At 70.6% G+C, this 13127-nt stretch carries 10 protein-coding genes and 1 tRNA gene; 4 read left to right on the top strand and 7 right to left on the bottom strand.

Annotation, left to right across the window (positions count from 1 at the left end; translation table 11 throughout):
- Positions 1 to 31 precede the first annotated feature (31 nt).
- Positions 32 to 676, top strand: coding sequence for a methyltransferase (locus ACFVVA_RS13875; protein WP_359902088.1), 645 nt, complete (start codon positions 32 to 34; stop codon positions 674 to 676).
- On the top strand, positions 673 to 1257 hold the full coding sequence (locus tag ACFVVA_RS13870) for a TrmH family RNA methyltransferase (protein ID WP_387689004.1): 585 nt from the start codon (positions 673 to 675) through the stop codon (positions 1255 to 1257). The genes ACFVVA_RS13875 and ACFVVA_RS13870 overlap by 4 nt, the downstream gene beginning before the upstream one ends.
- Before the next feature lie 136 nt (positions 1258 to 1393).
- On the opposite strand, the gene ACFVVA_RS13865 is transcribed toward ACFVVA_RS13870, so the two are convergent.
- From ACFVVA_RS13865 to ACFVVA_RS13855, 3 genes are read right to left on the bottom strand one after another with little or no spacing between them, the layout of a single operon-like run.
- The gene (locus tag ACFVVA_RS13865) at positions 1394 to 3106 is read right to left on the bottom strand and encodes an ABC transporter permease (protein WP_387689002.1); all 1713 of its coding nucleotides are present in this window, start codon (positions 3104 to 3106) and stop codon (positions 1394 to 1396) included.
- Positions 3103 to 4005, bottom strand: a complete 903-nt coding sequence (locus ACFVVA_RS13860; RefSeq protein ID WP_387689157.1) for an ABC transporter ATP-binding protein — start codon at positions 4003 to 4005, stop codon at positions 3103 to 3105. The genes ACFVVA_RS13865 and ACFVVA_RS13860 overlap by 4 nt, the downstream gene beginning before the upstream one ends.
- 11 nt (positions 4006 to 4016) lie before the next feature.
- Positions 4017 to 4400 (bottom strand): hypothetical protein, encoded by a 384-nt coding sequence (locus ACFVVA_RS13855; RefSeq protein WP_387689000.1) that lies wholly within the window; start codon positions 4398 to 4400, stop codon positions 4017 to 4019.
- A gap of 239 nt (positions 4401 to 4639) precedes the next feature.
- Between ACFVVA_RS13855 and ACFVVA_RS13850 the strand changes: the two genes are divergently transcribed.
- Both ACFVVA_RS13850 and ACFVVA_RS13845 read left to right on the top strand, forming a co-directional pair.
- Complete coding sequence (locus ACFVVA_RS13850) at positions 4640 to 6031, top strand: sensor histidine kinase (RefSeq protein WP_387688998.1); 1392 nt, start codon at positions 4640 to 4642, stop codon at positions 6029 to 6031.
- Positions 5995 to 6639, top strand: coding sequence for a response regulator transcription factor (locus ACFVVA_RS13845; protein ID WP_359902074.1), 645 nt, complete (start codon positions 5995 to 5997; stop codon positions 6637 to 6639). Before ACFVVA_RS13850 ends, ACFVVA_RS13845 begins: the two co-directional genes overlap by 37 nt.
- 127 nt (positions 6640 to 6766) lie before the next feature.
- Here the strand turns inward: ACFVVA_RS13845 and ACFVVA_RS13840 are convergent, their stop codons facing one another.
- The 4 genes from ACFVVA_RS13840 to leuE form a co-directional block, all read right to left on the bottom strand.
- Positions 6767 to 11515: a caspase family protein gene (locus tag ACFVVA_RS13840; RefSeq protein ID WP_387688996.1), complete on the bottom strand. Its 4749-nt coding sequence runs from the start codon at positions 11513 to 11515 to the stop codon at positions 6767 to 6769.
- Positions 11512 to 11868: a hypothetical protein gene (locus tag ACFVVA_RS13835; protein ID WP_387688994.1), complete on the bottom strand. Its 357-nt coding sequence runs from the start codon at positions 11866 to 11868 to the stop codon at positions 11512 to 11514. Before ACFVVA_RS13835 ends, ACFVVA_RS13840 begins: the two co-directional genes overlap by 4 nt.
- A 360-nt stretch (positions 11869 to 12228) precedes the next feature.
- Positions 12229 to 12302, bottom strand: a tRNA-Thr gene (locus ACFVVA_RS13830).
- 82 nt (positions 12303 to 12384) lie between these two features.
- Positions 12385 to 13035: a leucine efflux protein LeuE gene (gene leuE / locus ACFVVA_RS13825; protein WP_387688992.1), complete on the bottom strand. Its 651-nt coding sequence runs from the start codon at positions 13033 to 13035 to the stop codon at positions 12385 to 12387.
- Positions 13036 to 13127 lie beyond the last annotated feature (92 nt).

Here is a 13127-nt window from a genome sequence, read left to right as displayed (position 1 = left end):
CCCCGAGGCCCATACGAACGACGGGGAAATCATGTCCGGCTCGCACTACTTCACCGGTGCACCCGAGGTGGCCAGCGACCGCCGGCCGATCACGGTCTCCCTGCCGGACCTCACCCTGGAACTGACCACCGACACCGGGGTGTTCTCCCGCAGCCGACTCGACCCGTGCACCCGGATCCTGCTGGAGCACGCCCCGCAGCCGCGGGTGCGCGGCCCGATCCTGGACATCGGCTGCGGCTACGGCCCGATCGCCCTGACCTGGGCGAGCCGCCGCAAGCGCCTCCCGGTCTGGGCGGTGGACGTCAACGAGCGTGCCCTGGAGCTGGTCCGGCTGAACGCCGAGGCGCTGGGACTCGGCAACGTCCGGGCGGCCCTGCCCGACGACGTCCCCGAGGACGTCCGCTTCGCCACCATCTACTCCAACCCTCCGATCCGGATCGGCAAGGCCGCGCTGCGCCGCCTGCTCACGCACTGGCTCGACCGGCTGACCCCGGACGGCTCGGCGTTCCTGGTGGTGCAGAAGCACCTGGGCTCGGACTCGCTCCAGAAGTGGCTGAACGAGCAGGGCTACCCGACCACTCGGGTCGCGTCGGTCAACGGGTCCCGGATTCTGGAAGCGCGGCCCCGCCCCGAGGTGGGCGAGGGCTCCGAGAGCGGACGAGGTACGACGACGTGAAGCAGCTGCGCGGGACCGAACTGAAGCGTCTGCACCGCACCTGGCGGCGCAGCAACGAGTTCCGGCTCGCGATGATCCTGGAGAACCTCCAGTCGCCGTTCAACGTCGGCTCGGTGGTCCGCACCGGCGCGGCGATGGGCGCCGAGAAGCTGTACCTGGCCGGGGACACCCCGTCGGTGCGCTCGTCCGGCGCGCAGAAGGCCGCGATGGGCACCGACAAGTACCTGAAGGTGGAGCACTTCCCGACCGTCGCCGAGGCCGTCGCGGCGGCCAAGGCGGACGGCTTCAAGGTCGTCGGTCTGGAGCTGGCGGACGAGGCGGTGCCGATGTTCGCCGCGGAGCTGACCCCTGCGGTGGCCTTCGTGCTCGGGCACGAGGACCGCGGGATCACGCCCGAGGCGCTTGCCCTGTGCGACCAGGTGGTGTTCGTGCCGCAGCTGGGCCGGGTCGGCTCGCTGAACGTCTCGGCGGCCGCCACGGTGGCCTGCTACGAGGCGCGCCGGCAGGGCTACGCGATCAGCGGCACCCCGGACGGCGACCTCGCGGGCGACCTCGCGGGCGACCTCGGCGACGACGAGTAGCGGAGCAGCGCCCCCGAGGTGCGACCCGAAGCGCGAGGGGAGCCCGGTCCGTCCGCCGACGGGCCGGGCTCCCGGCTTCGCACGGCGTCCGACCCGGCCCCGGCCTCCGCCCCGGGCCCGTGCCCCGGCCCGGGCCTCAGCCCTTGACGTTCCGACGGGCCGCCCCGACCAGGAACACCACCGCGAGCATCGCCGCGGACAGCGCCCCGACCAGCAGCGGGCCCGGACCGGCCGGACTGCCGTCGACGCGCACGGCCCCCATGAAGTCGACGGCGGCGACATTGTTGACCAGCACCCACCAGAGCGGCAGGTAGACCGCCTGGAAGAGCCGGTGGCTCCGGCTCACCACCCCGAGCGCCATGGCCAGCGACGGGACGAACAGCGCGCCGCCGAGCCAGCCGGCCGTCCCCGCGCCGTCGCCCGCCACCAGCATGCGTATCAGCGGGGCGGCGCCCGTCACCGCCGTGAGCACCAGCCCGGACGCCCATTCGGCGAGCAGCCGGCGCCGGGCCGACGGGTAGGCGCCCAGCAGCACCTCCAGACCGTTCTCCACCTGCCGGCTGCCGAGCCGGGACCAGATCAGGACCGGCCACAGCCACACCAGCGGCAGGAGCAGGCCGGTGACGACGTCCGTCGGCAGCACGAACCCGGCCGCCGTCAGCCCGGCCGCGACCAGCCACCACCACCGGGAGACGCCCTGCACCAGGATGCGGACCTCACCCGCCAGCAGCCGGCCGAACGCCCCGGCCCGCCGCGGTTCGGTCCGTGGCAGGGCACCCCGCGCGGTCGTCCGGCGCGCCCCCGCGGGCTCCGTCCCGTGGAGCCCGGACAGCCGGCCCGCGAGATCCGCCCCGTCGGACCCGGACAGCCGGCCCGCGAGATCCGTCCCGTCGGGCCCGGACAGCCGGCCCGCCGCCCCGGCGGCCGTCGGAACCTCGGCCGGCTCCCGCAGCGCGGCCGGCTCCCGCAGCGCGGCCGCCCCGCCGGACCCGCGTGCGGGATCGAACCTGCCGAACCACAGCGCCGGCAGCGCCGCCACGGCGAACGCCGCCAGCACCAGCGCCAGCCGGCCGAGGAGGAACCCGGAGGACGGGTCGAACCCGTCCCAGCGGAAGGTGCCCAGCGGCCTGTCGACCTTGGTCAGGCCGAGGCTGAACCCGCCCGGGTCGGCCGTCCCGTGCTGGGCCTCCAGCGCCGCGCCCATCGACCGCGCGATCCGGTGCACACCGAGGCCGTCCAGCGGCGCGGAGGCCGACTGCCCGCCGATCGCGAGCACCATGGCCAGCACGAACCAGACGACGTTGCCGAAGCCGCCCCGCAGCAGCGGCACCGTCTCGAACAGGAGCGCCGCCGCCGCGGTGACGGCCATCAGGGGCAGCGAGAGCAGCAGGAACGGCTCCGCCAGGGCTGCCGGGTCGACCGCGCGGTCCTCACCGCGGGCGAGCTGCATCAGCAGCGCGGTGACGGCCAGCACGCCGACCATGGAGGCGAGCACCAGCAGGTTGCTCAGGAACTTGGCCAGGAGGTACCGGGAGGTGCGCAGCGGGGTGGCGGCGAGGATCTGTCCGACCCCGGTCGTCTCGTCCCGCGCGATGCCGCTGCGCACCACGTAGAAGCCGCCGAAGGTGAGCCAGAGGGCGCCGGCCAGGGCGGTGACCGCACCGACGTAGGCGCTGTTGTAGACGCCCCGGTTCCCGCCCACGTCCATGATCGTCCAGTGGCCGCCCGCGTCCGGTACGGCCAGGTGGCCGAGCCCGACCGCGGCGAGCAGCGTCACCGCGTACACCGGCCGGCGCACCCGGTCGCGGAAGTCGCCGACCACCAGCCCGGCGAGCACCGACCCGGTCACCGCCGCACCGCCCGCGGCTCGGCCCCGTCCCGCTCCCCCGGCCGGTGGATGACGTCCAGGTAGGCGTCCTCCAGGTCGGGCGGCACCGGGACCGCGTCGGGCCGCGGCGGCTCGGCGGCGAGCATGCGCAGCCGCACGCCGCTCCCGGTCCGCACCATCCGGCTGACCACGTGGCGGGCCTGCACCTCCAGGAGGTCGGCCGGATCGACCACCGCCTCCCACACCCGCCCGTCGACCTCCCGGAGCAGTTCGTCCGGCGCGCCCCGGCGCAGCAGCCGCCCCCGGGCGACCACCGCGATGTCGGAGGCGACCGACTCCACGTCGGAGACGATGTGGGTCGACAGCATCACCACCCGGTCCGCCGCGAGCTCGCTGAGCAGGTTGCGCAGGCGCACCCGCTCCTCCGGGTCCAGGCCGGCGGTCGGCTCGTCGACCACGATCACCCGGGGGTCGGCCAGCAGCGCCTGCGCGATGCCGACCCGGCGGAGCATGCCGCCCGAGTACGCGCCGAGCGGGCGCTTGACCGCCTCGGTCAGGTTGACCAGCTGGATCAGCTCGTCGATCCGGGCCCGGGCCGAGCGGGCGCCGATCCCCTTGGCGGCCGCCAGGTAGGACAGGAACTCCCGTGACGTCAGGTTCGGGTAGACCCCGAAGTCCTGCGGCAGGTAGCCGAGTTCCCGGCGCAGCCGGTCCGGCTCGGCCACCACGTCGGCACCCCGGTAACGGACCTGGCCGCCGGTGGGCCGGGTGACCGTCGACACGATGCGCATCAACGAGGACTTCCCGGCGCCGTTCGGCCCCAACAGCCCCACCATTCCCGGACCGAGCCGCATCGTGATGCCGTCGACGGCCCGCTTTCCGCCCTTGTAGACCTTGGTGACATCCACCAGTTCGAGCACGCTCTCCGTCCTCACCCCTTGAGCTCCGTCCCACGCCCGTCCCGCAGCACCACGACCCCCCGGGGCACCTCGACCCGGTACTTCGTGTCGCAATTGGCCAGCCCCGAGCACCCCGCCCTGAGTTCGAGCACCCCGTCCTCGAGCGCCCAGGACTCCTCGGCGCTGCCGATCCTCCCGCTCGTGTCGAACCAGCGGGTGACCTTGACGTCCTCGCGGTCGACCGCGACCAGGTCGGCCGGCGCACCGTGCGACTTCACGTCCAGGCTCCTGCCGGCGAACTCGAAGGTCCTGTCCTCGGGCGCGGCGTCCATGGCGTCGGCACAACCAGCGAGCGACACCAGCGCGGCCACCACGAGAACGACCGTCCCGTATCCGGATCTCGCACGTCGCTCCACCTCATCCTCCTTGCGGCTGTGATCGGATGCACCGTTCCGGGCCCGTCCCCCGGGGCCCGTGAACACGCTCGCAAGCCTGGCCGATCCGAGGACTCCTGCCATCTGCCGTTCGGCAGATATCCCGCAGGGCCGAAGGGGGAGTTTCTCCCACCGACAACACCCTCCCGCCGTCGCCAGAATGGCCTCACGGCCGGTACGACCGGGCCGTGCGACAGCACCACCGGGAGGGGACCACATCCATGGACAGCACGACGCGACCCGCACAGAGCCCGGCACCGGCCGAGCCCACCGGGCTCTCCGAACCCGCCGGATCCGCCGTACCGGCCGACTCTTCCGTACCCGCCGGATCCGCCGTACCGGCCGGGTTCTCCGTACCGGCCGGGCTCACCGCCCTCCGCCGGAGCCTGACCCTCACCCGGCTCTCCTGCGTCGCCCTCGTCCACTCCCTCGGTGTCACCGGCGCGCTCTCCCTCGCCGGCCCGGGCCTCGGACTGGTCCCGCGGGCCATGGCCCGGGTGCGCGCGCTGACCGACCGTCAACGCGCCCTGGCCACCGACTGGTCCGGCATCCGCTTCCCCGTGCCGACCGGCCCGCTGCCCCCGGTGCCCGAGGGCGCCTCCGGCGCATTCGCCCGCTACCGCTGGATCACGGGCGACCCGCAGACCCGCCGCGAGTTCCGCTGGGTCCTCGCCGAGCCGTTCCTCGGCAGCGTGCTGGCCTTCCTGCCGATCTCCGCCCTGCTCGCCGGCCTCTGGGGCGTCTTCCTGGCCTTCTTCGGCGTCCCGCTGTCCGCCGAATGGGACGGCCTCTGGTTCGAGTTCATCCCGATCGAGGGCACCGTCACCGCCGTCCTCGCCGGGGTCCTCGGCCTGCTCCACCTCCCGTTCGCGCTCTGGCTCGCGCCCCGCACCGTCCACCGGCACGCCCGCCACGTCCACTCGATGCTCGCCCCGGGCGAGCAGGAGCTGCTGGCCGGCCGGATCGCCCACCTGACCGCCACCCGCAGCACCGCCGTCGACACCCGGATGGCCGAGATCCGCAGGATCGAGCGCGACCTGCACGACGGCGCCCAGGCCCGGCTGGTCGCGATGGGCATGACCCTGGACGCCGCCGAACATCTCCTGGAGAGCGACCCGCAGGCCGTCCGCGCCCTGCTGGTCGAGGCCCGCCAGTCCTCGGCCAAGGCCCTGGAGGAGCTCCGCGACCTGGTCCGCGGCATCCACCCGCCGGTCCTCGCCGACCGCGGACTCACCGACGCGGTACGGGCGTTGGCCATGGTCTGCCCGGTCCCCACCGAGGTCTCGGCGGACCTGCCCGGCCGCCCCGAGATGCCCGTCGAGTCCGCCGCCTACTTCGCGGTCTCGGAGCTCCTCACCAACGTCGTCAAGCACTCCGACGCCGGCCGCGCCGGAATCGAACTCCGCTACGATCGCGGCGTGCTGCGCATCACCGTCTCCGACAACGGGCGCGGCGGCGCGGACGCCCGCCGGGGCACCGGGCTGCGCGGCGTCGAACGACGGCTCGCCACCTTCGACGGGGTCGTCTCCGTCAGCAGTCCCCCCGACGGCCCGACCACGGTGACCATGGAGCTTCCTTGCGCATTGTCCTCGCCGAAGACCACTTCCTCCTGAGGGACGGCCTGATCCGCCTCCTCCAGGCCCACGGCCACGAGGTGGCGGCCGCCGTGGACAACGGCCCGGACCTCCTCCGGGCCCTCACCGAGCAGCGGCCGGACGTCTCGATCGTCGACGTCCGGCTGCCGCCGACCTTCACCGACGAGGGCCTGCGCGCCGCCCTCACCGCCCGCCGCACCACCCCCGGCCTCCCCGTCCTGCTGCTCTCCCAGTACGTCGAACCCCTCTACGCCCGCGAACTCCTCACCACCGGCGGCCGCGGCATCGGCTACCTGCTGAAGGACCGCATCACCAACGGCGCCCAGTTCCTCGACGCCATCCGCCGCGTCGCCGCCGGCGGCACCGCCATGGACCCCGAGGTCGTCACCCGGCTCCTGGCCGCCAAGGACCGCGACACCGCCCTCGCCACCCTCTCCACCCGCGAACGCGACGTCCTCGAATCCCTCGCCCAGGGCCGCTCCAACGCCGGCATCGCCCAGGCCCTCTTCATCACCGAGAAGGCCGTCGCCAAGCACATCACCAACATCTTCACCAAGCTCGGCCTCCCCCCGACCACCACCGACAACCGCCGCATCCTGGCCGCCCTCACCTACCTCGACCAGTGACCCCACCCGCCGGCGCACACCAAAAGGCCCGGACCGGATCCAATCCGGCCCGGGCCTTCGGCAGTGCGGCACGGTCCGTTCTTGCGGACGAACCACTCAGCACCGGCACTCAACCGGTGACAGTGCGTCACTTTCCCCTCAGCCCGGCTTTCAGCGCCCGCAACCGGCTGTCCCACGTGCAGACCAACTCGTGGAAGCCGCCCGCACTTCGACTGCGGGCAGACTGCAATCGGGACTCCGCGAGATCCAGCCACCCGCGCTGCCATCCGCTGTCCCGGGGAAAGGGGTCCGTGGAGCCGGCGAGTTCGGCCGCCCATGCAATGGTCTGACCGCGCATGAAGGCAGTGTCGACCTTCTCCTGACCGGTGACGGCTGCTTCCATGACCCTGCGTCCGTCGAAGCAGTTGTAGGCGCGCCAGGCGCTGGACCGGGCTGCTTCCGGATCCTGCTCTGCGTTCACGATGGAACGCCGCAGATAGAGACTCCCCAGAGACATCAGGACTTCAACGTCGGTGAAGTGCTCTTCAAGGAGATCATCCACCACGAGTGCCTCATGGGGCGCTGCTGCATGCTCCCATTCAACGGAGTCCGCCGCGGGGCCGCTGTCGATGTCGATGTCGGCGGCCGTCCGATCCCGACGTTCATTGAGGTAGCGCCCCACGTTGCCGACGTAGTCGTCACCGATCAGCTCGGCAAACTTGGAGTCGGCCAGGTCCCAGTCCACCGTCCTGCCCAACTCGAGGGCGATCCGAGCGGACAGCAGCGACACGCGGGGGGCCTGTGTGTGGAGTTCGGAAACCTCCTGCAGGTAGTCCGAAGCCGAGCACAAGGCCGACTCCCGCGCCGCGGAGGAGATCCCCTTTTCATAGATCGCCTGTCTCAGCAGACACTCGGACGCCTCGATCAGACCACGACGCCAACGGTCCCCGTCCAGCTCCTGGCGAGCCGCCTCGGCGTGAAGTCGAGCCGCCTCGCCGTACTCCCAGATGTATCGGTGGTAGGACGCACGGGACCTCATGACGTCCAGGTTCCGCGGAAACAACTGCCCGGCCCTGTCCAGCAGTTCCCAGACCGGTCCGTGATCGACCTCCTGCGGGCGCCTGCTGTAGATCGCGGTCCAGCGTTGATACTCACGAGTGATCCTGATGCGGGCCTCGTACAGCGCCCAGGTCGGACCGTACACCCGCTCATGCGCCAGCAGCGTGTTCCAGCGTCCGCGGTGAACCTGGTCGGCTCGCACCTGCTGCAAGGAACGGCCGGTGTCCCAGCCCGTGTTGTGCACGGGTACGGCCTGCGCCGCGACCACCAGGGTCCCTTCCCGCTGCCAATCGCTGTCCAGGCACCACAAGTGCAGCAGGGCCAATGACTGATTCCCGGCCCGGACCTCCTCGCCACTGTCGAGCCACCGGCGAACCTCTTCGACGGCCTTGGCGTGCTCCGGAAGCAGCGTCCGTCCACGACCGCCCCCGGACCAGGCCTGCTTCGTGCGGAGCAGCCGGAGCCACGTCATGTAGGTACGTCCGCTGGGGAAGGACCGCACGGCGATCCGGGCCATGCGTACACCTTGTTGGAGGCTGTGCCGGGCCGACGGGTGATCGTTGCGCTCACGGTAGACATAGGCCAGGAACGCGTTGGCCTCGGCCAGTTCGACCATGTGGTCCACCGGCATGCTGGCGCTGGGCCCCTCCCGATCGGCAGGGCTTCCGGCCCGGCCGTTCAGTAGAGCGAGAACCTCCCGGGCACCCGCGTACTGCAACTCCAGGTCCGCGTGCCGCTCGTGGACCCTGCGCAGGAATCCGGCCGCCTCGACCACCAGTGGCACTGGCCAGTCGTCCCTGGAGCCCCACGCCTCCTCAAGTGCCGACAGCGTCTCCTGGGCCAGCTCCAGCCGCTCTCCGTCCCCCCTTGTCTCCTGTGCGTACATGTACCCGCTGGCCAGCAGGTTGTGTGTCCACTGCTGCTGACGCTCCGGGACCACGCTTGCCAAACGGGCGTTCTCGTTCGCGAGTTCATAGGCGGAACGCACCGCTGCCCGTCGCTCGTCCGCCGTCGTCGCCGTCGCACGGCGAAGTCCTGCCAACCTGTAGAGGAACCAGTTCCGGGTCTGGCGGGCCCGCGATTCCTGCGCCAGGGGAAAGACCTCGAGCAGTTGCTCCGCCAGCTCGAGACTGCCGGAGGCACCGGCGCTGACGTCTGCCGAAATCTGGGCAGCAGCCGTGTTCAGGATCCAGGACGTCGACCACAGCAGACGGTTCAGCGAGACGTTGGCGGGACCTTCGCGGAGGGCCGCCAGCTGTCGCGTCAACCGTTCACGGGCGGGGGCCACCTGGGCAAGCGCGCGATGGCGGCGCGCCCCGTGGAAGCCGCACTGGTCGACAGAGCGAAGCACACGCCACGGGGCGGCTTCACCGCACACCTCCAAGAGCGATACGGCGTACTCGAACGCGGACAGGAAGGTCGCGGCTGCGTCCGGCTCCTGTACCGACGCCCGGGAGGCCAGGTTGAGGCGTCCCGCCGCCGCGTACAGTTCGTCGATCAACTCCCATCGCCGCACAGCGCCGTTGCCGGGTTCCGCACCGTCCGTCACAGCGTTCTGGGCAGCCGATCGCTCACTCTCCGCGCCAGTCGGCGGGACCGTCTCCGGCGAGGTGTTCGCCGGCTCCGTCAGCGGAACAGAACCGATCGTCTGCGCCACCGGCAGAAGGACCGCGTCCGCGGAGTCGCCGTTGACGTAGAGGCCGAGTCGCGCGCGCAACCCGGGCAGCGCATCCGGGACATGGCGGTCGATCCATCCCACGGCCCGACGCAGTGCCTCGATCACACGGGGCACTGCCTCCGACTCCCCCTCCGTCTCCCCGCTCGGCAGCACCGTGTTGGCCAGCAGGCGCCCGGCAGCGATCAGGTTCCGGTCGACAACGTCGCCCGGGCGCTCCCCGCCGGCGCCTGCCGCCATGTCAGCGGTGGACCGGATCGTACGCAGGAGGTCGTTCCTGAGCGCCTCCCGACTGACCGGGCTGACCTCCAGCCGGGGGGAATCCCCGGTCGGAGGTCCCAAGTCGGCGGCGGGACGCCAAGGGATGAGAATTCCTTCGTTGAAAAGCACCCGCAACACACTGTCCGGCAACCCCATGCCCCGGAGCGCGACTACCGGGAGTGGCAGTTCGTCGATGACTCCCCACACGGTGAGGAGGGCCTGGCCTTTGGTGCGTTCCATTCCTGTCGCGGTGGACCAGGCCCTGTCCAGTACGCTGGCGATGGTCGGCTCTGCGGCCTCCATCAGAGCTTCTTCGAACTCTTCAGGCCCAATCTCCACCGTCGCCCGGGAACGGGCGTCGAATCCCGCGAGGAAACTGTCGTAATCGTCCTTCCGGTGAATTCGACAGACCAGGCGGACGGCGCGTTCGATGACCCCGGGGCGACGCACTATCTCGTCGTAGCCCACCAGATCCAGGCCGTTGACATCGGTCACGAGGTTCTCGTCGGCGAGCCAGTCGCCGATCAACGCGAGAGCGTCCGATGTGGCCAGCGCAGGTACGACGAGTGGCCTCGGCCGGTGGCTTCCACCGTCGATCTCAACAGTCTCGGTGGTCTCCACGATGACCGCGGCGCGCTTGAATACCTCCTGCCTCAGCAGCTCGTCCAGCTCTTCACGGAGTTCCGGGCGATTCAAGTCGATGCGACACGCCTTGATGACGAGAATGAGACTCCTGCCCTTGACCTGACGAGGCAGAACGAGGTCGAGAAGGCCGTCGGTCGTACGCTTGGCCGCAACCATGAATTCGCTGTCGTCCAGCGTCTGATGCAGCGCTCTGGTGATCGCCTCCATCAGCGGGCTCTCAGCCGCCGCACTGGGCTCGATCTCGAGTACCACGGGCGGGAGGGAACCCGCGGGCAGCAGGTCGGCCTTGGCGAGAAGCGAGGTGAGAAGCGCCGACTTGCCCACCTGCGCCCGTCCCATCACGGGAAGGACCTGCCCCATGCGCACCATTGGGCGCGCCTCACCCAGCAATGCGTCGCGCCCCAGGAAAGGGATCGGCAGCGGCAGCGGGTCCGGGCCAAGGTACTGGATCTTCTCGGGTTGCGCCGGCGTCCCACTGTCACTGTCCGGCGCAGACGCTTGATAGCCGGCCGCCTCGAACGGCTTCACGAACCGCCGATTCCTCACCCAGGGCAGTTCACCCACCCGCGAGTCGTTGGTGACCGGTCGCGGGTAACCACGGCTGGTGAGCCACTTGTCGACATGCTCCAAGAGTTGCCGCGGTGTCCAGAACTGCTCAGTGGGTGGCCCACCAGCCACCAGGCACGTGATGAGGGCCTGGCCGAAAGCCGTGAACTCGTTGTCCTCGGGTGACTTTGCCGTTCGGTTGGCTTCGCAGGCGGCGAGGACGTAGCAGCCCTCGGGTACCTCTCCGGCAACGTGCTGCTCGAAGGGCAGGACGTCCATGGCCAGCCCGGCATGGCAGCAGTCGAGAAGTACGAGTTTGATCGGTGCGGGCCCGCTGCCCACTGCATTCATCAGGTCGGCGAACGCCAACATGGTGCTCGGCATGTCGGCTCGGGAATGCGTCAGTGGCAACAGGAGTTGCCCGCCTTCTTCGACACCGTGACCCGCGAAGTAGAGGACGAAGCACTCCTCCGCCGCCTGGGACGCCGCCTGGACGACCGAGAGGATTTCGGCCGGGTTGCTCTTGTGCGTCAAGATCTCCTGGCAGCGATCGAGCCTGAGCCCCCACACAGCAGGATCACGCAGTTGCTCACTCACCTTCTCGACTGTTCGCTCAACCGCCTCGAGCTCGGCGAACGTACTGTCGGTGAAAATGCGGGACGAGATGAGGACGGCGCGTGACTTCTCTCCAGCAGGCGGCTCGGCGTTCATGAACTGCCGAGAGAACGCGGCAGTTCGCGGAGCACCGCCTCGGCAGTTTCGGGGTCACGCGCCTCGATGGTGATGGTCCGCGTGCCGTCAGGAGCATCCACGCGTTCGATGACCAGCATCGGCCTGTCCTCGGCCGGACGGGAGGCGGCCTTCGACCGCCAGTAGTCGATCACCGACTGCGCCAGCACCCCGACCAGGCCCGCGTCGATGGCAAAGCGCAGACAGTCCGCAAGCACTCCCATGTCACCTGGAAGGGTGGCCGCGTGTTCACGCCGGATGACCACACGACGCAGATCACGCTCGGACTTGAGCCACTTCTCCAGCGCGGCCAACTCATCGGAGCGCGCGTCCACCAAACGAAGAGTGATCTGCACCAGGCCCCCCGGGCTTGCGACCAATCAGATGCCGCACCCTACCAGCTGCGAACAGGCCGAGGTGCCGGCCTCGGACACGCTCCTCCGCTCCGTCGCGGCCGACTCCGCGCACGATGCGGCGCATGATCGCCGTTGCGGATCCGCACCGAAGCGAGCCGTCCGGACCGGGGGCGGAGCCGGGAAGGCCGGGGCCGAGGAGCAAGAACCGAGGCGGGATCTACACCCGACTCACGCATCGCTCACGCGAGCGATCCTGCGGCGCGTCGTCGACGCCTGCCCGCAGATCGGGGAAAGGCAAAAGCCCCAGGTCACGGCGAGTGAGTCCTGGGGCTTCTACAGAGCCGCCTGCGGGATTCGAACCCGCGACCTACGCATTACGAGTGCGTTGCTCTGGCCAGCTGAGCTAAGGCGGCACCGTCGCCGTGTGTGGCGGCAACGCGGGCCAGTCTACACAGGTTCGCGGGTGATCCGTTACCCGGTATCCGGGGGCGGGGGTCAGGCGGAGGAGACGGCGAGTTTGGCGGCGAAGCCGGCGAAGAGGACGGCGACGCCGCTGGTGAGGGTGGCGGAGAGGCGCTTGCGGCGGCGGAAGGCGGTGGCGAGGGTGGTGCCCGCGAAGATCAGGAGGGAGAGGTAGAGGAAGCTGAAGGTCTGGAGGATGCCGCCGAGGAGGGCGAAGGAGAGGGCGGGCTGTCCGTAGGAGGCGTCGACGAATTGGGTGAAGAAAGAGAGCAGGAAGAGGATCGCCTTCGGGTTGAGGAGGCTGATCACCAGGGCGCGGCGGAAGGGGTTCTCGGTGCTTTCGGGGGTCTGCTCGGTGGTGGGGTCGGCCGCGGCGCGGCGTTCGCGCCAGAGTTGGCGGGCGGCGCGGAGCATGCCGTAGCCGATCCAGAGGAGGTAGGCGGCGCCGCCGAACTTGACCACGGCGAAGACGGCCGGGTTGGCCTTGAGCAGGGAGGCCGCGCCCAGCGAGGTGAGGCTGATCAGGGTGAGGTCGCCGATGAAGACGCCGGCCGCGGCCCGGTAGCCGGTGCGGATGCCCTTGCGGGCCGCGACGGACAGGACGTACAGGGAGTTGGGGCCGGGCAGCAGGATGATGACGAGGGCGCCGAGGACGTACGTCGCCAGGTCGTTGACTCCGAGCACGATGAGCTCCGGTGCAGGGGAGGGTGGCAGGGGGCGCTCATCGTACGTCGTACCGGTAATAGGTTGAAGTGAAAACCACCTGTCGGTCGGCC

It is taken from the genome of Kitasatospora sp. NPDC058048, from assembly GCF_042885555.1.
GTDB lineage: Bacteria > Actinomycetota > Actinomycetes > Streptomycetales > Streptomycetaceae > Kitasatospora > Kitasatospora lactacystinica.
The sequence above is the reverse complement of the archived record's forward strand: the minus strand, read 5'-3'. Positions and strand labels throughout refer to the sequence as shown.